The sequence below is a fragment of the Patulibacter minatonensis DSM 18081 genome (genome assembly GCF_000519325.1).
Lineage (GTDB): Bacteria > Actinomycetota > Thermoleophilia > Solirubrobacterales > Solirubrobacteraceae > Patulibacter > Patulibacter minatonensis.
The window spans coordinates 5,401,219-5,420,815 of the sequence record NZ_KI912613.1 but is presented as its reverse complement, the minus strand read 5'-3'; the positions used below and the strand labels follow the sequence as shown (position 1 = coordinate 5,420,815).

The following is a 19,597-nucleotide window of genomic DNA, read 5'->3' as shown; positions in this document are numbered from 1 at the left end:
CCCCGCGCGTGTCGTTCTTCGCCCCGCCTGACTTCCCACTGCGAGCCCGATGATCCGCATCCTTACCGGCGCGCTCACCGTCCCGGAGATCCGCAAGAAGCTGGGCATCACCCTCTTCCTGCTCGCGCTCTACCGGATCGGTGCGCAGATCCCGGTCCCGGGCGTCTCGCGCGAGGCCGTGAACAACCTGCAGGACTCCGCGCAGTTCCAGGGCGGCGCGCTGCAGCTCCTCAACGTGTTCTCCGGCGGCGCGCTCAGCCAGATCGCGGTGTTCGCGCTCGGCATCATGCCGTTCATCACCGCGTCGATCGTCCTGCAGCTCCTGCAGGTCGTCGTCCCCGCGCTCGAGAAGCTCAAGCAGGAGGGCGAGATCGGGCAGCAGCGGATCACGCAGTACACGCGCTACCTGACCGTCTTCCTCGCGCTCGGCCAGTCCTTCGCCTACGTCACGCTGTTCCGGAGCATCGACACCGGCAGCCCGCTGATCGAGAACTTCAACATCGGCAAGCTCGTGCTGATCGCGGCGTCCCTGACGTGCGGCGCGATGATCGTCATGTGGCTCGGTGAGCTGATCACGCAGCGCGGCGTGGGCAACGGCATGTCGCTGATGATCTTCGCCTCGATCGTCAGCCGGCTCCCGAGCGGCGTGAGCGCGTGGTGGAACAGCGGCGACCCCGTCTTCAAGGTCCTGCTCCCGGTGATCATCCTCGGCGTCATCGCGGCCGTGGTGTTCGTCCAGGAAGGCCAGCGACGGATCCCGATCCAGTACGCCAAACGGGTGATCGGCCGCCGCATGAGCGGCGGCGGGCAGACCTACCTGCCGCTCAAGGTCAACATGGCCAACGTGATCCCGGTCATCTTCGCGGCGTCGATCCTGTCGATCCCGCCGACGATCGCCCAGGTCATCACCGGCACGCAGGACAACGCGGTCCAGAACGCGGTGCTCCCCGGAACATGGGGCTACATCGCGGCCGAATCCGTCTTCATCATCCTGTTCACGTACTTCTACACCGCGGTCACGTTCAACCCGGTGGAGCAGGCGGACAACCTGAAGAAGTACGGCGGCTTCATCCCCGGCGTCAGACCGGGCAGGCCGACGGCCGAGTTCCTCGACCGCGTGCTCGCCCGGCTCACCTTCCCGGGTGCGCTGTACCTCGCGGCCGTGGCCGCGGTGCCGACCATCCTGTTCAGCAAGGCGTTCGGATCGTCCACCCAGGGCTTCGCCTTCGGCGGCACGTCGATCCTGATCGTCGTGGGCGTGGCGCTCGACACCGTCAAGCAGCTCGAGGCCCAGCTGATGATGCGCAACTACGAGGGCTTCCTGAAGTGATGCCCGCGCCCCTCTTCCCGACCGACCCGCACGAAGGACGCACCGATGGCTGAGCTGAACCTGATCCTCCTGGGCCCCCCGGGCGCCGGCAAGGGCACGCAGGGCGAGCGCCTCACGTCGAAGGAGACGCTCGAGTACGTCGTCACCGGCAACATCCTGCGCGCGGCGGTCAAGGAGGGCACCGACCTCGGTGTCCAGGCGAAGGCGTTCATGGACGCGGGCGACCTCGTCCCCGACGAGCTCGTCATCGGCCTGATCCTCGAGCGCGTGCGTTCCGAGGAGGCCGCCGAGGGCTTCGTGCTCGACGGTTTCCCGCGCAACGTCGCCCAGGGCGAGGCCCTCGGCGAGGCGCTCGGTGAGCTCGGCCGCGACATCAGCGGCGTGCTCCTGATCGACGTCCCGGACGAGGACATCGTCCGACGGCTCTCGGGGCGCCGGGTGTCGCAGTCCGGCCGGATCTACCACCTCGAGCACGACCCGCCGAAGGTGCCCGGCAAGGCCGACGACGACGGGTCCGACCTGATCCAGCGCGACGACGACAAGCCGGAGACGATCCGCAAGCGTCTCGCGGTCTACCACGAGCAGACCGAGCCGCTGGTGGCCTTCTACGAGGCCCAGGGCCTGCTGCACCGGTTCGACGGCACCGCCGCGCCGGAAGAGGTCGAGGCGCAGCTGCGGAAGACCGTCTCGTCCCTCCGGCTCGAGGGCGCGATCTAGGACCTCTCCCCGAGAGGGGGCGGACTCCGCCCCTTCCAGGGACAGGCCCTCCGCGCGCCGGTCCACCGACCGGCCGGACCGTCGACCGATGGGCCCTCCGCGCCTCAAGGCCCCGCACGAGGTCGACGCCATGGCGGCGTCCGGGGCGATCCTCGCCGGGGTGCTCGACGCGCTCGCGGCCGCCGTGGCCGTCGGCGTGACCACGAGCGACCTCGACGCCCTCGCCCGGGAGCTGATCCGCGCGGCCGGCGGGACCCCGTCGTTCCTCGGGTACCGGGGCTTCCCCGGGGCGATCTGCGCGTCGCCGAACGACCTCGTCGTCCACGGCATCCCCGGGCCGCGACCGCTCGCGGACGGCGACCTGCTGTCGATGGACGTCGGCGTCACCTACGACGGCTGGGTGACCGACGCCGCCCGGACGGTCCTCGTGGGGGAGGGCACCGACGACGACCGGCGCCTCGTCGCCGCGGGGGAGGCCGCGCTGGTCGACGCCGTCGCCGCCTGTCGCCCCGGGAACATGACCGGGGACGTCGGGGCCGCGGTCCAGCGCCGGGCGGAGGCGATGGGCGTCGCCGTCTTCCCGTCCCTGATCGGCCACGGCGTCGGTCGCCGGCTGCACGAGGAGCCACCGGTCCCGAACGTGGGCCGGCCCGGGCAGGGCATCCACCTCCGGCCCGGTCTGACGATCGCCGTCGAGCCGATGCTCACGCTGGGGCGACCGGCGATCAGGATGGCGGGGGACGGCTGGTCGGTGTTCACCGTCGACGGCGCGCGGGCCACCCACGCGGAGGTCACCGTCGCCGTCGGGGAGGACGGGCCGCGGGTCCTGACGCCGTGGGGCGGCGACGCCCGCTGGTGACGGCGGGGGAGGCGGGAGGCCCCACGGGGCCCGTGCTGCTACTGTCAGCGATCCGCTCGGGTGCCGTTCGACGTGCCCGGGGTGAAGTCTGGTAGCGTGCCGAGTCTGCGCGTGTCGCGCCTCTGTGCGTTCCACGCCTCAGTGACTGGTAGCGGGGGTCCATCGACCGTCAGAGCCAGGCCACTGAAGAGCGAAGCCGAGAAAGAGGACCATGAAGGTACGACCGTCGGTCAAGCCGATGTGCGAGAAGTGCAAGGTCATCCGCCGTAACGGCAATGTCCTCGTGATCTGTCAGAACCCCCGCCACAAGCAGCGGCAGGGCTGAGTCATGGCACGCATCTCCGGCATCAACATCCCGCTGAACAAGCGGATCGAGATTGGCCTCACCTACATCTACGGCATCGGCCGTTCGGGTGCCAACGACATCCTCGACGCCACCGGCATCGATCGCGACACCAAGGTGCGCGACCTGACGGAGGACCAGGTGTCGAAGCTCCGCGAGCACATCGACAACGAGGTCGTCGTCGAGGGTGATCTCCGGCGCGAGCGGAACCAGTCCGTGAAGCGCCTGATGGAGATCGGCTGCTACCGCGGCCTCCGTCACCGCCGCAACCTGCCCGTCCGCGGGCAGAAGACGAAGACCAACGCGCGGACCCGCAAGGGCCCGAAGCGCATGCCGACGGCCGGCAAGAAGAAGCCCGGCAAGAAGTAGCAACGGAGCCTTTCGAAGACCATGCCCGCACCCAAGCGCCCCGCGCGCGGCCGCCGCAAGCCGAAGAAGAACATCCCGGTCGGCCAGGCCCACATCAAGACGAGCTTCAACAACACGATCGTCTCCCTCACCGACAAGGAGGGGAACGTCATCGCCTGGGAGTCCGCCGGCGGCGCCGGGTTCAAGGGCTCGCGCAAGTCGACCCCCTTCGCCGCGCAGGTGACGGCCGACTCGGCCGCCCGCAAGGGCATCGAGCAGGGCCTGGAGAAGGTCGAGGTCTTCGTCAAGGGCCCTGGCTCCGGACGCGACACCGCGATCCGCTCCCTGCAGGCCGCGGGGCTGGAGATCACGACCGTCCGCGACGTGACCCCCCAGGCCCACAACGGCTGCCGCCCCAAGAAGCGGCGCCGCGTCTAGCACCTCGGCCGCCCGCCCCGGCGTCCCGGTCCCCGCGAGGACCGGGCCCCGACGGTCGGACGGCCCTGGTGGGAGCGACCCAGGTCGCTCCCGCCGGCGGGGAGCCCGGACCCACCCCGGTGGGCCGGCCCCCGAGCAGCACCCAGCAGCGCGCAGCAGGGGAGGTCGACGCCCCAACCGCGCACTGCACCGCGATCGGACCCGCCCCCCGCTCGCGCGTCTTCCGACGAAGCAAGGACCTTGATGCTCGACTACCAGACCCCTCGAATCACCCACGAGTCCGTCGAGGACAACCGTGGCACGTTCACCATCGAGCCCCTCGAGCGCGGCTTCGGCTACACGTTCGGCAACTCGCTCCGCCGGGTGCTGCTGAGCTTCCTCTCCGGCGCCGCCGTCACGAACGTCCGGATCGAGGGCGTCGCCCACGAGTTCACGACGCTCGAGGGCGTCGCCGAGGACGTCACGGACATCGTCCTGAACCTCAAGACGCTCGTGTGCCGCATGCACTCCGACGCGACCGAGGTCGAGGCCCCGCTCGTGGCCGAGGGCCCCGGCGAGATCACGGCCAAGGACATCGACCTCCCCGCGGGCGTCGAGATCCTGAACCCCGAGGCGCACATCGCGACCCTCGAGGCCGGCACGAAGCTCGAGGTCTACCTCACCATCGGCCAGGGGCGCGGCTACCGCTCCGCCGACGAGAACAAGACCCCGGACCAGCCGATCGGCGTCATCCCGATCGACTCCATCTTCTCGCCGATCCGGCGCGTCGCCTACCGCGTCGAGCCGGCCCGCGTCGGCCAGCGCACCGACTTCGACCAGCTCACGCTGGACATCGAGACCGACGGCTCCCTCGAGCCGGGCGAGGCCCTGCGCGAGGCCTCCGAGATCCTGATCCAGCAGCTCGCGGTCTTCACCGACCCGGACCGCGTCGAGGAGCTCCGCGCCTCGGTCGGTGGCGAGCTCGAGGACGGCCTCGTCGGCGATCACGGCTACGGCGATCCGACCGACGAGATGATGATCGAGGAGCTCGAGCTCGGCGTCCGCTCCTACAACTGCCTCAAGCGGGCTGGGATCCAGACCGTTGGCGACCTGACCTCGAAGACCGAGGCCGAGCTCGCCGCCATCCCGAACTTCGGGAAGAAGTCCATCGACGAGGTCGTCGAGACCCTCGCGGCGCGGGGCTACGGCCTCCGCGACGAGTAGTCCCGGCCCCGCCGGCGAGCCCGTACGAAAGATCTGAACGATGCGCCACCAGAAGAACCGCCACAAGCTCAGCCGCGACAGCGCGCACCGCAAGGCCCTGCTCCGCAACCTCTGCAAGGAGGTCATCGAGCACGAGCGGATCAAGACGACCGAGGCGAAGGCCAAGGCGCTGAAGCCCGAGATCGAGCAGCTCATCACGCTCTCGAAGGGCGGCGACCTCCACGCTCGCCGTCAGGTGCTCCAGAAGCTCGGCCAGGACAAGTTCTCGGCCTACAAGCTGATCGAGGACATCGCCCCGCGTTACGCGGAGCGTCCGGGCGGCTACACCCGCATCCTGAAGCTCGGGCCGCGGAAGAGCGACGCCACCGAGATGGTCCTCATCGAGCTCGTCTAGAGCGCTCCGCGCCGCTCCGGCGGCGCACCGACGGCGGAGCCCACGCTCCGCCGACCCGACACGGCCGCCCTCCGGGGCGGCCGTCGTCGTTCGCGGGCTCGTGCCCGGCGCCGTCGCGCGCCGGCGCGTGGTCCCTGGGGCGGGGCGGCCGCGACGCACCGAACCGCGCCCGGCGCCGCCGTCCGGCAGGATGGTCCGCCGGTGAGCCACGTCCGTCTGGAGATCGAGTACGACGGCACCGACCTCTGGGGTTGGGCGCAGCAGCCCGGGATCCGGTCGGTGCACGGCGAGCTGTCGCGCGCGCTGCGGACGATCCTCCGTGAGGAGGTCGACCTCACCGTCGCCGGGCGGACCGACCGCGGGGTCCACGCCGTGGCGCAGGTCGCGTCGTACCAGGGGCCGGTCCCCGACCTCTACGGCCTGAACGCCGTCCTGCCCGGGGACGTCGCGGTGCGCTCGGCGCTGGAGCTCGACGTGCCGTTCGACGCCCGGCGGATGGCGACCGACCGCACGTACTGCTTCCGGTTCTTCACGCGGCGCCGGCCGTCGCCGTTCGCCTCGCGGCACGCGCAGTGGTGGCCGTACCCGCTCGACGAGGACCTGCTCCGCGCGTGCGCCGCGGCGATCGTCGGCACGCACGACTTCACGGCCTTCACCCCGACGGAGACGCAGCACGTGCTGTTCCGCCGGACGATCCGCGCCGCCGAATGGGTGCGACGAGGGGAGTGGCTCGACCTCTGGATCACGGGCGACGCGTTCATGCGCCACATGAACCGGATCCTCGTCGGCACGATGATCGAGGTCGGGAACGGCCGCCGTCCGTTCGAGGACTTCCTGCGGCTCCTCAGCGGTGCCGCGCGTGCCGAGGCGGGCGTCACGCTCCCGCCGCAGGGCCTGCACCTCGCCGGGATCGGCTATCCGGAGGAGGTGGGCGGGGACGCGCTGCCGCCGCCGGGCTGGGGCGGTCCGCCGTGGGCCGAGGCGTGCGGGACGCCCTGACCGGAGACGCACCCGCTGGAGGTCGGCAGGTCTCCCGGGCCGAGCGGACGCGCACCGTCCACCGCAGCCGGGCGAGCCGGAACGGGCTCCGCCGCCCGGCAGCCTGAGCGCGGCGTCAGTAGCCCTCGCGGGCGGTGCAGAGCCGGCCGAGGGCGAACGCCACGGCGAGCGCTCCGAGCGCGTAGAACGGCTCGGGCGCCCCGCTGCCGTCGAAGCCGACCCAGGCCACGGCCCACGCGAGCACGCCGAAGTAGACGAAGCAGTAGCCGTAGCCCATCGACCGCATGGCCGAGGTCTCCTCGCGCTCGTCCTGCGCGAGCCCGCCCGTCTGCCGGAGCTGGGCACGGAACCGGAACACAGCACCGAAGAGGCTGCCGACGATCAGTCCGACGAGGACGGTCCCGAAGAACGAATCGCCGTCACCGGTCCCTGCGGCCACGACGGCTCCGGCGCCGAGCACGGTCATCGCGGGTCCGTAGACCCACAGGAGCCACCAGCGCTGGGTGGCCTCCCGCTCCGCGCGGCTCCCTGCGACGGGACGCGTATCGGTAGTGGACGTGGTCGGCCGGATGCTCATGTCAGGTCCTCCTGGTCGGGATGGAACAGCGCCTCGATCCGCACGTCGAAGTGCCGGGCCAGGGCGAACGCCAGGGGGAGGGACGGCAGGTACCGGCCCTGCTCGATGGCGATCACGGTCTGGCGCGACACGCCCAGCGCCTTCGCGAGCCCCGCCTGCGAGAGGCCCGCGGTGCTGCGGTGGTGGCGGACGTCGTTGCGCACTGATGTCAAGGGTGCTTGACACATCGGCCGTTGTCAAGCGACCTTGACATCGGGGGCGCGAAGCGCGCCCGGGAGTCCGACGACGCTGGGCGCCCGGTGCGGACGTCGGAGCGTCCGGATCCGGGGCGGGGCGCCCCGGACAGGACTACTCTCGGAGCGGCATGACGACGCGCGTCCTCCTCACCAACGACGACGGGATCCACGCCGACGGGCTCCTGACCCTGCGGCGTGCGCTGGCCCGCCTCGAGGGCATCGACCTGCGCGTCGTCGCCCCGGACGGCAACCGGTCGGCGATGGCCCGGTCGATCACGGTCCGCCGGCCGCTGCGGGTCCACGACATCACCTTCGACGACGGCGGCACGGGGACCGCCACCGACGGGACGCCGACCGACTGCGTCCGCCTGGCCGCCCACGGCATCATCGACGGCTGGATGCCGGATCTCGTCGTCTCGGGGATCAACCACGGGGCGAACATGGGGGAGGACGTGACGTACTCCGGGACGGTCGCCGCCGCCCTGGAGGCCGTGGTCCACGACATCCCCGGCGTCGCCGTCTCGATGTCCTCGCCGCACGGGGACTGGTCGCTCCGGCGCGAGGACACCTGGGACTTCGGGGTGGCGGCGGAGATCGCCGCCCGGATCGTCGCCGAGGTCGAGCGGGTGACCAGCCGCGACGGGCAGCTCCCCCTGCCCCGCCGGACGATCCTGAACGTCAACGTGCCGCAGAGCCGCAGCGGGTGCACGCCGCTGGCGGTCGAGGTCACGCGCCTGGGGCAGCGGCACTACCGCGACGAGCTGCAGCCGATCGAGACCCACGCGGACGGCAGCCGCAGCTTCTGGCTCTACGGCTCCGAGCACGGCTTCGCGCCGACCCCGGGCACCGACCTCGCCGCCGTCGCCGCCGGCCACGTGTCGATCACCCCGCTGCACCTGGACCTCACGCGCCAGTCGGCGATCGCGCCGCTGGCCGGGCACGGCTTCGAGGGCCTGCTCGACCGCATCGGCGAGCTCCTGGACTAGGCGCCGCGGGTCGCGGACGGTGGTCGTCCGCGGGCGTCCCGTCCCGGCGCGTCGGCGCGGAGGGCCGCGGGTATCCTCGGCGCGTGCCCCGGAAGTCCGCCAAGACCGCCACCGCCAAGGCCGACGACCCCGCCGCGCGGGCCGCCGAGCTGCGCGAGATCGTCGAGCACCACCGCCGCCGCTACTACGAGCAGGACGACCCGGAGATCGGCGACGACGACTACGACGCGCTCTTCACCGAGCTCGAGGGCCTCGAGCGCGACCACCCCGAGCTCGCCCTTCCGGACTCGCCCACGCAGCGCGTCGGCGGCGCCCCGATGGAGAAGCTCGTCAAGGTCAAGCACGAGCAGCCGATGCTCTCGCTGGCCAACGCACGGAGCGCCGAGGAGCTCCAGGGCTGGGTCGACCGGATGACGAGCCACCTGGCGCGCGAGGGCATCACCGACGCGTCGTTCCGGTACGTCATCGAGCCGAAGGTCGACGGGCTCGCGATGAGCCTGCGCTACGAGGACGGGCTCCTCGTCCGCGCCGCGACCCGCGGCGACGGCGAGATCGGCGAGGACGTCACCCACAACGTCCGGACCATCCCCGACGTGCCGCTCCACGTGAAGGACGCCCCCGCGGTCCTCGAGGTCCGCGGCGAGATCTACATCGCGCTCGAGGACTTCAAGCGGGTCAACGAGAAGCGCGCCGCCGCCGGCCTCTCGACGTTCATGAATCCGCGCAACTCCGCCGCGGGCGCCATCCGTCAGCTCGACCCGAAGGCCGCTCGCGAGCGGCCGCTGTCGTTCTGGGCCTACGGCGTCGGGGTGATCGCCGCGACCGCCGGCGACGCCGCCGAGGAGGCCTCCGAGGGTCGCGACGGCGCCGACGGGACCGCGGCCAGCGTGGGCGAGGTCCTGGGCGTCGACGGCCACCGCGCGACGCTGCAGTGGCTCAAGGACCGCGGGTTCCCGGTCAACGAGGACGTCTCGGTCGCCACGACGGTCGACGACGCCGTCAAGACCTGCCTCGGCTGGGGCGAGCGGCGCGACCGCCTCGCGTTCGAGATCGACGGCGTCGTGCTGAAGGTCGACGACTTCGAGCTCCAGCGACGCCTCGGCTCCGTCGGGCGCGACCCGCGGTGGGCGATCGCGTGGAAGTTCCCGCCGCGCACGGCGACGACGCTGCTGAAGGACGTGATCTGGAGCGTCGGCAAGTTCGGCGACCTGCACCCGTACGCAGTGCTCGAGCCCGTCAACGTCTCCGGCGTCACCGTCTCGCAGGCGACCCTCCACAACGAGGAGGACCTCGAGCGCAAGGACGTCCGCCCCGGCGACGAGGTCATCGTTCTCCGCGCGGGCGACGTGATCCCGCAGGTCGTCTCGCCGGCCCCGCACCAGGCCGAGCGCGAGGACCGCGGCGAGAAGCCGGTGCCGCCCGCGACGTGCCCGCGCTGCGGCACGCCGACCGAGAAGCCGGAGGACTCCGTCTTCACGCGCTGCCCGAACCGCGGGGGTTGCCCCGGGCAGCAGTGGCAGCTCCTGCGCCACTACGTCGGGCGGCAGGCGATGGACATCGAGGGCCTCGGCGAGAAGCAGGTCGGGCAGCTGCTCGAGAAGGGCCTCGTCACGAACGCCGCGGACCTCTACGAGCTGACCGCCGAGCAGCTGCTCGAGCTCGAGGGCTACGGCGAGATCTCCGCGAACCGCACGATCGCCGCGATCGAGGCGTCGAAGGAGCGCACGTTCGCGCGGGTGCTCTTCGGCGTCGGGATCGAGGAGGTCGGCGAGATCACGGGCCGCAACCTCGCCGCCCGCTTCCGGACCATCGACGCGCTGCTGGGGGCGACGGCCGAGCAGCTGGCCGACACCCCGGGCGTCGGGGAGAAGATGGCGCGGATCATCGCCGAGCGCCTGGCGGACCCGGCGGTCGCGACGGTCTTCGCGCGGCTGAAGGAGGCCGGCCTGAACCTCGAGGTGCCGGAGTCCGAGGGCGGGGCCGAGAACGCCACGCTGCTCGAGGGACTGACGGTCGTCATCACCGGCACGCTGCCGTCGCTGACCCGCGAGGACGCCACCCAGCGGCTCCTCGCCGTCGGTGCCCGGGTCACGACGTCGGTGTCGAAGAAGACGAGCGCCCTGGTGGCCGGCGAGGCCGCGGGCTCGAAGCTCGAGAAGGCCGAGCGCCTGAAGGTGCCGGTGCTCGACGAGGAGGGGCTCAAGCGCCTGCTGGCGGAGGGGCCGTCGGTGATCGCCCCCGCCGAGGACGAGGACGGCGAGCCCGCCGGGTCGGACGGGGACGAGGCGGGCACCGGCGACGACGCGGACGGCGGCTCGGCGTCGTCGCCCGCCGACTGAGCGGCGGGACCGGCGCACACGACGCCGTACGCTCGGCGACCCGTCCGGGTCCGTCCCGGCCGGACCCGGAGGAGTGCTACGGTGGTGAGGTCGTCACACCGCCTACGTGGCTGGGGTACTTCGGTACCCACCTCGGTAACGCGCCGCTTGCGGCGGACTGCCTGAGGGGCTACGAGTGTCAGTCTGCCCAGGCTCGACACGAGGTCCTGGGATGTTTAAGTAAGTAGGGGTGGTGTAGTCGATGGTGGCGGGCGAGTCGCAAGGCTCGCCCGTCGTCGTTCTCGGGGCGGTCGCGTCCCGGTCACCCGGTTTCAGCCCGACTGCGCCAGGCGCGCGACGAAGCGGTCCTGGAAGGCGCGGGCGGAGGAGACGTTCCCGCCGTTCTGGAGGATCGCGAACGCGACCTCGCGCCCGCGCTTGGTGGTGCAGAACCCGGCGAGGCCGGAGACGCCGTTGATCGTGCCGGTCTTCGCGGCGCAGCGGCCGACCGCGGCGGTGCCGCGCATGCGGCCCGCGAGCGTGCCCGAGCGCCCGGCCTGGGGGAGCGAGGCCCGGAGCACCGGCGAGATCGTCGGATCCGCGTCCAGGCGCTGCAGCAGGCGCGCGACGAGCGCGGGGGAGACCCGGTTCTGGCGCGTGAGGCCGGACCCGTCGACGATGTGCGGCGTCGAGCCGAGGACGCCCCGGAGGGTGGTGCGCAGGACGAGGCTCCCGGAGCGGGTCGTCGCCGACGGCGCGGCGATCGCCTTCGCGTGGCACTCGGCGGCCACGGGGGGCTCGGGGACGAGCGTCTCCGGCGGCGTGATCGCCGGCAGGGACGCCGCGACCCGGCACGCGGCCTCGATGCCGTCGCGCGACGCGAGGTCCTTCAGGAGCGTCTCGGCGTTGTAGTTGTCCGAGGGGCCGAGGGTGCTGGCGGCGAGCTGCGCGAGCGTCGGGCCCTCGTGCGTCGCGATCGGCGTGGCGGATGCCGGCGCCGCGGTGCGGTCCTGGACGACGGAGCCCGAGACGGTCAGGCCGGCGGTCCGCAGGGCGGTGCGGAAGAGGCTGCCGGCGCGACTCGCCGGCAGCGTCGTGCGTGCCCCGCGGTCGACGCTGATCGCCCCGATCCGTCCGCCCATGTCGCCGTCGGCGGCCTTCCCCGTCCGTGCGCCGCCCTGCCAGTCGTCGAAGGTCGTGGCGTCGACCCGCAGGCGCCCGCCGAGCTTGTCGACCCCCAGGGCCTGCACCGTCTGGGCGGCCAGGGCGCGCAGCGCCGCGGTCGACAGCGACGGGTCGCCGCCGCCGACGAGATGGAGGTCGCCGTCCCAGGTGCGCCCGTCGGCCTGACCGGTGGCGACCACCCGCGTCCTGGGCGTCCAGTCGGGGCCGAGGAGCTCGAGCGCCGTGCCGACGGTGAAGAGCTTCGTGACCGACGCGGGGATCCGCCGGCTGTTGCCGTCCCGGCTGAGCAGCGTCCTCCCCGTCCCCAGATCGATCACGACCACGCCGGCGCGTGACCCGATCCCGGACGTCGACGGCATCGCGGCGCCCGCCGGGGCGGCGACGGCGAGCGTCGCCGCCGTGGCGACGGCGAGCGAGGTGAGGGTCGTGCGCGTCGGACGGGGGGCGGGCATCGCGGGCGCAGGCTAGCGCGTGGCGCGGCGCACGCGGTGCAGTCGCACCCGACCCATCCCCTTCAGGTGGACCCGGCCGATAGTGCTCCAGGCGAGACCGTCCTGGGTCGCGCGCTCGCGGGTGAGGTCGTCGGCGAGGACGGTCTCCGGCCGTGCGGCGGCACAGGCGCGCGCGGCGCGGTTGACCGGCGGGCCGAACCAGTCGCCGGCGCGGGGGACGGCGTCGCCCGTCGCGACGCCGGCGCGGATGCGGGGGAAGTCCTCGGCGAGCACGCCCTCCTGCAGGGCGAGCATCGACTCGACGACCGCGGCGGGACGCGGCCCCGCGAGCATCACGGCGTCGCCGATGGTCTTGACGACGCGGACCCCGCCGACGGAGACCTCGGCGCCGAGCTCGCCGAGGCGCTTGGCGACGTCGCGCAGGCGCTGGGCCCCGAGCTGCTCGCCCATGCGGGTGAAGCCGACGACGTCCGCGAACCCGATTGCGATCGGGGTGGCGCCCGCGACCCTGCCGTCCGCGATCTGCTCGGCGTCGAGCTCGATCGCCGTCAGCTGGTCGAGCGTGAGGGTCCGCACGAGGACGCCGAGGGTGTCGGCGAGGTGGTCGTTGACGGGCACCGTCGCGGCGGCGAGCCGGGCCGAGAGCTCCCGCTCGGTGTCGCCCTCGCGGGTGAGGCCCGAGCCCAGGCCGATGATGGCCGCCGCGCCGACGCGGGCGGAGGTCTCGCCCAGCGTGCGGGCGAGCTCGACGAGGGCCTCGTCGTCGATGCCGAGTCCCGAGAGCGCGGCGATCAGGCGGGGGAGGGCGAGGTCGCGCTCCTCCCAGGCGGCCTCCCGGTGCGCCGGGAGCGCGACGCCCGCGGCCTGGAGGACGCGCTCGAGGAGCTCGGGGTCGACGCCGGTCCGCGCGACGAGGTCGGCCGTGCGGAGGGTCGGCGTCCCCTGGAGCACCCGCTGGACGGGCAGGAGCGGGAGCCGGGCAGCCCGGGCGGCGGCCTCGAGCTCCTCGTCGGGCACGCCATCCGCCCGGAGCTCGTCGACGAAGGCGCGACGCTCGTCGAGCGCCTGCCCCTCCAGGCCGTCGAAGAGCGGGTCGGTGGGGACGGCCGGGGACGCGTCCTCCGCGGCGTCGGGGGCGTCCGCGTCGACGGGCTCGTCCTCGGGCGGCGTGCACCCCGGGAAGCGGCCGGGCTTCACCGAACGGTCCCCTGGCCGAGCGCGCGGAGCAGGCGCGGGCGGGCGGTCCCGCCGCGGACGGCGATCCGGACGTGGTGCTCGTCGCCCAGCGGGAGCCCGGACTGGACGAGGACGCCGCTGCGCTCGAGGTGGGCGTGCAGGGCGCCGCCGCCGCGGTCCGGGGAGCGGACCCAGAGCGTCGCGGACTGCGACGGGTGCACGAGGAGCCCGAGCTCCTCGAGGTCGGCGGTCAGGGTCCGGCGCTCGCGGTCGTTCTCCCGGACGCGGCGGGCGAGCACGTCGTCGGCGGAGCGGACGGCCGCGAGCGCGCCGGCGAGGGCGAGGTCGGACGAGCCGAGGCGTGGCGCCAGGCGCCGCAGCAGGTCCTGGCCGCCGGGACCGGCCACGGCGTACCCGCAGCGCAGGCCGGCGAGGCCCCACGCCTTGCTGAACGACCGGACGACGAGGAGCCGGGCGAACCGGTCGGTCAGGCGCAGCGCGGCGTCGACGGGCTCGGCGGTGACGAACTCGCGGAGCGCCTCGTCGAGCACCACGACGACGTGGTCGGGCAGCCGGGCGAGCAGCTCGGCCAGCACCGGGGCGGGCAGGAGCTCGCCGGTCGGGTCGTTGGGGCCGCCGAGCACGATCATCCGGGTCCGCGGGGTGACGGCGGCGAGCAGCAGCTCCGGGTCGAGGCCGGCCACGCGCACCGCGGTCGCGCCCGTGTCGCGGGCCAGCAGCGGATAGAGCGGGTAGCCCGGCCAGGGGACGACGACCTCGTCGCCGGGCGCCAGCAGCTCGTGGGCGGCGCGGGTGAGGAGGCCGGCGGCGCCCTCACCGACCACGACCCGCGACGCGTCGACGCCGTGACGGACGGCCAGGGCCTCGCGCAGCTCCTGGTCGCGACCCTCGGCGTAGCGGTTCAGGCCCTTCCGGGCGTGGAAGGTGATCGCCGAGACGACCTCCGCGGGCGGCAGCTCGTGCCAGGTCGTGCGAGCGAGGTCCAGCGGCTCGACCCGGGCCAGCGCCTTCCCGCGCTCCTCCTGCGCGCGCTCCCGGAGCCCGCGGTTGACCTCCTCCTCGGTCAGTCCCTCGAACTGGCGGTAGTAGCGGAGGAACCCCACGCGGCTACAGCCCGCCGGCGGTCGGCTGCAGGCCCCCGATGAAGAGCAGCCACACCGTGAAGCAGGGGACGACGACGATCGTCGTGATCAGGAACAGCCGCCCGAGGACGCCGTCGCGCTGGTCGACCCCCGACGCGCGGCGCGCGAGGATCCACGCGAGGTCGAGCTTGCGCAGGAACGACAGGGCGCCGAAGACGAAGAGCAGCACCAGGGCGAACGCGACGGCGATCCACAGCCCGACGTTCGACGACGCCACCTGCGAGGCGATCCACATGGCGGCGATCGGGAGCGGGCCCCAGACGGCGGCGGTCAGGAGCACCATCACGGCCAGGAGGGTGGCGGCCGCCACGGCGTCGAACGCCGCCCGGCGGGCCGACCCGCGCTGCGGCAGCCGGCCGTACCGCACCGGCGCGGTGCCGGGACGGCGGCCGATGAACAGCCCGCCGTTGTCGGTGGGGTCGGTGCGCACGGGGGACATCCTAGCCGGGGTGGGACGGGCCTCAGGCCCCGTAGAGGGCGTCGAGCTGGTCCTTGAACCGCTCGCTGACGACCGCCCGCTTGACCTTCAGGGTCGGCGTCAGCTCACCGGTCTCCTGCGTGAGGTCGCGGTCGAGGATGAGGACCTTCTTCACCTGCTCGACGGGGGCGAGCTTCGCGTTGGCGGCGTCGACCTCCGCCTGGATCATCGCGACGACCTGGGGGTGCACCGCGAGCTCCGCCAGGTCGTCCGGGAGGCCGTTCGCGGCGGCCCACGGCACGATCGTCTCCGCGTCGAGCGTCACGAGGACCACGGGGTACGGGCGACGGTCGCCGTGCATCACGGCCTGGCTGATCCAGGGCGAGCGCTTGAGGTCGTTCTCGAGGTTCGCGGGCGTCAGGTTCTTGCCGCCCGCGGTGATGATGATGTCCTTCTTGCGCCCGACGATGAAGACGTAGCCGTCCTCGTCGATCGAGCCGAGGTCCCCGGTGTGCAGCCAGCCGTCGGTGATCGCCCCGAACGAGGCGTCGGCCATGCCGTGGTAGCCCTGGAAGACGTTGCCGCCCTTGATCAGGAGCTCGCCGTCGTCGGCGATCCGGGCCTCGACGCCCGGCAGCGGCCGGCCGACGGACCCGAAGCGATGGTCGGCGGGCGTGTTCACCGAGGCGCCGGTGGCGGTCTCGGTCATGCCGTAGCCCTCCATGACGGGGACGCCGCAGCCGTAGAAGAACTCGAGGATCTCCTTCGCGATCGGCGCGGCGCCGGTGACGGCGCGCTGGAGCCGGCCGCCGAAGAGCGCGCGGACGTTCTTGTAGAGGGCCTCCTCGGCCTGGTCGAACGGTCCCTGCAGCTCGGCGGGCACGGGCTCGCCGCGCTCCCGGAGTTCGCGCACCCGGACGCCCAGCCGGGCGGCGCCGAGCATCTGCTCCTGCTCCTCGGGCGGCTTGGTGCCGACGGCGAGCGTGTAGATCTTCTCGAAGATCCGGGGGACCGACGGCAGGACCGTGGGGTTCGTCTGCGTCAGCTCGGGGACGATCCGCGCCGGGTCGCCGCCCCAGTAGACGATGGTCGCGCCGCCGTCGAGCGCGCAGAGCTGGAACAGCAGCGCGAAGGCGTGGGCGAGCGGCAGGAAGAGGTAGAGGACGGCGCCGTCGTCGTTCATCGGCGTCAGCTCGCCGGACGCGCCGATGATGAAGCGGTAGTTCCCGTGCGAGAGGACGCAGCCCTTCGGCTTCCCGGTCGTCCCCGACGTGTACATGAAGACGTACGGGTCCTCGGGCCGCACCGCGGCCGCGCGGTCGCGGAGCTCCTGCGGGTCGCGGTCCGCGCCGAGCGCGCGCAGCTCGTCGAGCGACGTCGCGCCCGGCGCCACGCCCTCGAGGACGACGATCCACTCGAGGTCGGGCAGCTGGTCGCGGACCTCGGCGATCTTCGCCACCTGGGCGGCGTCCTCGCAGACGATGCCGCGCGAGCCGGAGTCGCCGACGACCCAGGCGCACTCCTCCGGCGCGTTCGTCGGGTAGACCGACACGTGGACCGCACCCGTCGCGACGATCCCGAGGTGGGCGATCGTCCACAGCGGCCGGGTGGCACCGAGGACCGAGACGCGGTCGCCCGGCTCGAGGCCGAGTCCGAGCAGCCCCAGCCCGAACGCGGTGGCGTCGTCGGCGAGCTGCCGGTAGCTGCGGAGCTCCCACTGGTCCGGGGCGGTCTGGTACCTGGCGAACGGGTGATCGCCGAAGGCGTCCGCGGCGCGGAACGCGAGGTCGGCGACCGTCTCGCCGACGACGGAGACGCCGGCCGGCGTCGGGGAACTCGTGCTCATGCGATCTCTTCCGTTGGGGTGGGCCCTCCACCGCCGGCGGCGCGGCGGGGGACGGTGACCGCCACCGATCCTACGCCGGGTAGCGGGAGGCCGGGGACGTTTTCGGACGGCCGTGCGAGCGCCCGCCGGAGGGTGCGCCGTACACCCGCGACGCGCACCCGGCCGGGGCCGCGCGAGGGACTCAGATCGGGTTCCCCGTGTCGACGAACCGGTGGGTGATCCCGAAGCGCTCCTGCAGGCGCGCGCCGAGCGCCTGCACACCCCCGGTCTCCGTGGCGTGGTGGCCGGCGCAGATCGCGTGGACGCCGTGCTCGCGGGCCAGGCCGCGCGTCTGCTCCCGTGGCTCGCCCGTGAGCAGCCCGTCGAGGCCGTCGGCCGCGACCTTCGGGAGCATCCCGGCGGCGGCGCCCGAGACGATCGCCAGCCGCCCGACGCGGTCCGGGCCGCCCGGGAAGTGCAGCGGGTCGGGCTGCGTGACCCCGGCGATCCGCGCGACCAGCTCGTCCACCGGGATCGGATCCGCCCACGTGGCGACCACGCCGATCGCGGGGGAGCCGGAGCCCGCCCACGGCTCGGACGTCGCGCCCAGCGCGTCCGCGAGGAGCGCGTTGTTCCCGAGCTCGGCGTGGCCGTCGAGCGGGAGGTGGTAGCCGGCGAGGGCGATCCCGCCCGCCAGGAGCACCCGGAGCCGGGCGGCGGCGACGGGGTCCAGGGCGCGGGGGTCGCCGTCCCAGAAGAGCCCGTGGTGGACGAGCACGAGGTCGGCGCCGGCGTCCGCGGCCGCCTCCAGCGCCTCCAGGTCGGCGCTGACCGCGGTCACGACCGTGCCGATCTCGGCGTCCGGGCCGTCGGGGTGCGGCACCTGCAGGCCGTTCGGGCAGAAGTCCCGGAAGGTCGCGGGTGCCAGCAGCGCGTCGAGGTCGTCGAGGAGATCGCCGAGGCGGGCCATCGCCGCATCGTGCCACGGGGCCACGGCCCCGGTCAGCACCCCGTCGCGGGCCCGCGACGGCGGACCGGGGTCCGCCGTGGCGCGGACGTCCGTTGCCGGTGCGTGACAGCGCCCGCCCGCGCGTCTATCATCGCTCCGTCGCGGTCGGCACCGATCCCCGGGTGACCGTCGCTCGCAGAACCACGAGGCCATTCCCCGATGTCCGTCACCGCCCCACAGCGCCCGGCTTCAGCCGGTGCCACCCGCCGTCACCCGTTCCTCACGGCGACGACGACGCCCGACGCCAGCCTGGTGACCCTCGCGGCGGCCGGCGACGAGCGCGCGTTCGAGATCCTCTTCCAGCGCCATCGCACCGACGTCCTGGCGTACGCCACGCGGATGCTGCGCGACCACGGGCGCGCGGAGGACGTCGTGCAGGACGTCTTCGTCAGCGCGATGCGGGCGATCGTCGGGGCCGCCCCCGAGCAGCAGCCCAAGCACGTCCGCGCGTGGTTGCGCGAGATCGCGCGCCGCGCGTGCATCGACCAGTGGCGCGGCTCCACGCGTCGCGGCGAGGTCAGCCTCGACGCGCCCGAGCGCCTCCGCCCGGCCGACGCCCACCGGCTGTCGGACGACGACTCGCTGGCCCGCACCACCGACGGCCGTGAGGCCGTCGCGACGCTGCGCCTCGCGTTCGACGACCTGCCCGAGCTCCAGCACGCCGTGCTCGTCCAGCGCGAGCTCGAGGGCCGCTCGATCGCCGAGATCGCGGCACGGCTCGAGGTCACGCCCACCGTCGTCGAGGGGCAGCTCGCCCGCGGGCGCCGCGCCCTCGGGCAGGCGTACCGCGAGCTCGAGAGCGGCCAGCGCTGCGTCGCCGTCCGCGCGCTCTGCGACGCGTCGCTCGGCGGTCGCCTCGGCGTCCGGGACCGCCACCGCGTCGGCCGGCACGTCCAGGGCTGCGACACCTGCCGCCGCTACGCGCACGAGTCCGGCGTCGACTCCCGCCTCGTCGACCGCACGGTCCTCAGCCGCGCGTCCCTCCTCCTCCCGTTCCCGCTGCTGCGGCGCCTGTCGATCGAGCACTCGGGCGCCGGCGAGGCCGCCGGCGGCGTGCTGGGCGCGAAGGTCCTCGTCGGCGCCGCGGTGCTCGCGGCGGGCAGCGGCGGTGCGTACGTGGCCCGGGTCGCCCCGTCCCCGAAGCCGGCTCCCGCCCCGACCGACGTCCCGACGCCGGCCGAGGCCGCGGGCCTGCGGATCGGTCCCGACGGGCGGGCGTTCGTGAAGATCGCGCTGCCCGACGGCGGGACGGCGAAGGTGACGCTCCCGGGCGCGAGCCCCGTGGCCGCGCTGGGCGGGTTCTCGATGCTGCCGGCCCCGGCCGCGGCCCCCGCGGCGGGCGTGCGGCAGCCGGCGCCCACGCGCGACCCGATCGCCCCGAAGGCGCAGGCTCCGGACGACGACGCTCCGGCGACGACGCTGCCCGTCCTGCCGGAGATCCCGAAGTCCCAGTCGCCCGCGACGGCGACCCCGAACACCACGCCGCCGCCGCGCGGGTCCGGCACGCCGACGCGCGACACCGCGCCGGTGCCCGTCACGCCCGGCGCGGTGAACGCGCCGTCCGCGGACGACGTCCCGTCGGGCGCGGCCCCGGACCGGCGGTCCGACACCTCGGCGGACG

Annotated in this window: 20 protein-coding genes; 12 read left to right on the top strand and 8 right to left on the bottom strand. The window is 73.7% G+C overall.

Features of this window, described 5'->3' with window-relative positions:
* The first annotated feature begins 49 nt into the window (after positions 1 to 49).
* The 9 genes from secY (at position 50) to truA (ending at position 6,631) form a co-directional block, all read left to right on the top strand.
* A complete protein-coding gene (gene secY, locus PATMI_RS0125535; RefSeq protein WP_026912960.1) occupies positions 50 to 1,330 on the top strand; it encodes a preprotein translocase subunit SecY in 1,281 nt (426 codons plus the stop codon).
* Positions 1,331 to 1,375: 45 nt separating this feature from the next.
* Positions 1,376 to 2,047 (top strand): adenylate kinase, encoded by a 672-nt coding sequence (locus tag PATMI_RS0125530; protein ID WP_211241793.1) that lies wholly within the window; start codon positions 1,376 to 1,378, stop codon positions 2,045 to 2,047.
* An 88-nt stretch (positions 2,048 to 2,135) separates the two neighbouring features.
* A complete protein-coding gene (gene map, locus PATMI_RS0125525; protein ID WP_026912958.1) occupies positions 2,136 to 2,906 on the top strand; it encodes a type I methionyl aminopeptidase in 771 nt (256 codons plus the stop codon).
* Between the two features lie 211 nt (positions 2,907 to 3,117).
* Entirely contained in the window at positions 3,118 to 3,231 is a 114-nt protein-coding gene (rpmJ, locus tag PATMI_RS36245) for a 50S ribosomal protein L36 (RefSeq protein WP_007577088.1), read from the top strand.
* Between the two features lie 3 nt (positions 3,232 to 3,234).
* Complete coding sequence (rpsM, locus tag PATMI_RS0125520; RefSeq protein ID WP_026912957.1) at positions 3,235 to 3,618, top strand: 30S ribosomal protein S13; 384 nt, start codon at positions 3,235 to 3,237, stop codon at positions 3,616 to 3,618.
* 21 nt (positions 3,619 to 3,639) lie between these two features.
* A complete protein-coding gene (gene rpsK, locus PATMI_RS0125515; RefSeq protein WP_007577092.1) occupies positions 3,640 to 4,035 on the top strand; it encodes a 30S ribosomal protein S11 in 396 nt (131 codons plus the stop codon).
* Positions 4,036 to 4,278: 243 nt separating this feature from the next.
* On the top strand, positions 4,279 to 5,238 hold the full coding sequence (locus tag PATMI_RS0125505; RefSeq protein ID WP_026912956.1) for a DNA-directed RNA polymerase subunit alpha: 960 nt from the start codon (positions 4,279 to 4,281) through the stop codon (positions 5,236 to 5,238).
* A gap of 40 nt (positions 5,239 to 5,278) precedes the next feature.
* Positions 5,279 to 5,632 (top strand): 50S ribosomal protein L17, encoded by a 354-nt coding sequence (gene rplQ / locus PATMI_RS0125500; protein WP_026912955.1) that lies wholly within the window; start codon positions 5,279 to 5,281, stop codon positions 5,630 to 5,632.
* Positions 5,633 to 5,833: 201 nt separating this feature from the next.
* The gene (gene truA, locus PATMI_RS0125495) at positions 5,834 to 6,631 is read left to right on the top strand and encodes a tRNA pseudouridine(38-40) synthase TruA (protein ID WP_026912954.1); all 798 of its coding nucleotides are present in this window, start codon (positions 5,834 to 5,836) and stop codon (positions 6,629 to 6,631) included.
* A gap of 115 nt (positions 6,632 to 6,746) precedes the next feature.
* Here truA and PATMI_RS0125490 read toward each other — a convergent pair whose 3' ends face one another.
* Together PATMI_RS0125490 and PATMI_RS0125485 are read right to left on the bottom strand one after the other, a co-directional pair.
* Positions 6,747 to 7,208, bottom strand: a complete 462-nt coding sequence (locus PATMI_RS0125490) for a hypothetical protein (protein ID WP_157260975.1) — start codon at positions 7,206 to 7,208, stop codon at positions 6,747 to 6,749.
* The gene (locus tag PATMI_RS0125485) at positions 7,205 to 7,411 is read right to left on the bottom strand and encodes a helix-turn-helix transcriptional regulator (RefSeq protein ID WP_026912952.1); all 207 of its coding nucleotides are present in this window, start codon (positions 7,409 to 7,411) and stop codon (positions 7,205 to 7,207) included. Before PATMI_RS0125485 ends, PATMI_RS0125490 begins: the two co-directional genes overlap by 4 nt.
* A gap of 161 nt (positions 7,412 to 7,572) precedes the next feature.
* Here PATMI_RS0125485 and surE point away from each other — a divergent pair, with 161 nt between their 5' ends.
* A complete protein-coding gene (gene surE, locus PATMI_RS0125480) occupies positions 7,573 to 8,430 on the top strand; it encodes a 5'/3'-nucleotidase SurE (protein WP_026912951.1) in 858 nt (285 codons plus the stop codon).
* 83 nt (positions 8,431 to 8,513) lie between these two features.
* Positions 8,514 to 10,769: an NAD-dependent DNA ligase LigA gene (ligA, locus tag PATMI_RS33340; RefSeq protein ID WP_084270252.1), complete on the top strand. Its 2,256-nt coding sequence runs from the start codon at positions 8,514 to 8,516 to the stop codon at positions 10,767 to 10,769.
* Positions 10,770 to 11,080: 311 nt separating this feature from the next.
* On the opposite strand, the gene PATMI_RS0125470 is transcribed toward ligA, so the two are convergent.
* The 6 genes from PATMI_RS0125470 to PATMI_RS0125445 all read right to left on the bottom strand — a co-directional run bounded on the left by PATMI_RS0125470 (position 11,081) and on the right by PATMI_RS0125445 (position 17,937).
* The gene (locus tag PATMI_RS0125470; RefSeq protein WP_026912950.1) at positions 11,081 to 12,385 is read right to left on the bottom strand and encodes a D-alanyl-D-alanine carboxypeptidase/D-alanyl-D-alanine-endopeptidase; all 1,305 of its coding nucleotides are present in this window, start codon (positions 12,383 to 12,385) and stop codon (positions 11,081 to 11,083) included.
* Between the two features lie 12 nt (positions 12,386 to 12,397).
* The gene (locus PATMI_RS33335; RefSeq protein ID WP_026912949.1) at positions 12,398 to 13,582 is read right to left on the bottom strand and encodes an adenylate/guanylate cyclase domain-containing protein; all 1,185 of its coding nucleotides are present in this window, start codon (positions 13,580 to 13,582) and stop codon (positions 12,398 to 12,400) included.
* The gene (locus PATMI_RS33330) at positions 13,579 to 14,685 is read right to left on the bottom strand and encodes a pyridoxal phosphate-dependent aminotransferase (RefSeq protein ID WP_051472282.1); all 1,107 of its coding nucleotides are present in this window, start codon (positions 14,683 to 14,685) and stop codon (positions 13,579 to 13,581) included. The genes PATMI_RS33335 and PATMI_RS33330 overlap by 4 nt, the downstream gene beginning before the upstream one ends.
* A gap of 4 nt (positions 14,686 to 14,689) precedes the next feature.
* On the bottom strand, positions 14,690 to 15,154 hold the full coding sequence (locus tag PATMI_RS0125455; RefSeq protein WP_026912948.1) for a hypothetical protein: 465 nt from the start codon (positions 15,152 to 15,154) through the stop codon (positions 14,690 to 14,692).
* A gap of 31 nt (positions 15,155 to 15,185) precedes the next feature.
* Entirely contained in the window at positions 15,186 to 16,988 is a 1,803-nt protein-coding gene (locus PATMI_RS0125450; RefSeq protein ID WP_026912947.1) for an AMP-dependent synthetase/ligase, read from the bottom strand.
* 181 nt (positions 16,989 to 17,169) lie between these two features.
* Positions 17,170 to 17,937 (bottom strand): Nif3-like dinuclear metal center hexameric protein, encoded by a 768-nt coding sequence (locus PATMI_RS0125445; protein ID WP_026912946.1) that lies wholly within the window; start codon positions 17,935 to 17,937, stop codon positions 17,170 to 17,172.
* A gap of 198 nt (positions 17,938 to 18,135) precedes the next feature.
* On the opposite strand from PATMI_RS0125445, the gene PATMI_RS33325 reads away from it, so the two are divergent.
* Positions 18,136 to 19,597 (top strand): RNA polymerase sigma factor (locus PATMI_RS33325; protein ID WP_036726415.1); only part of this gene is annotated, 1,462 nt, incomplete at its 3' end.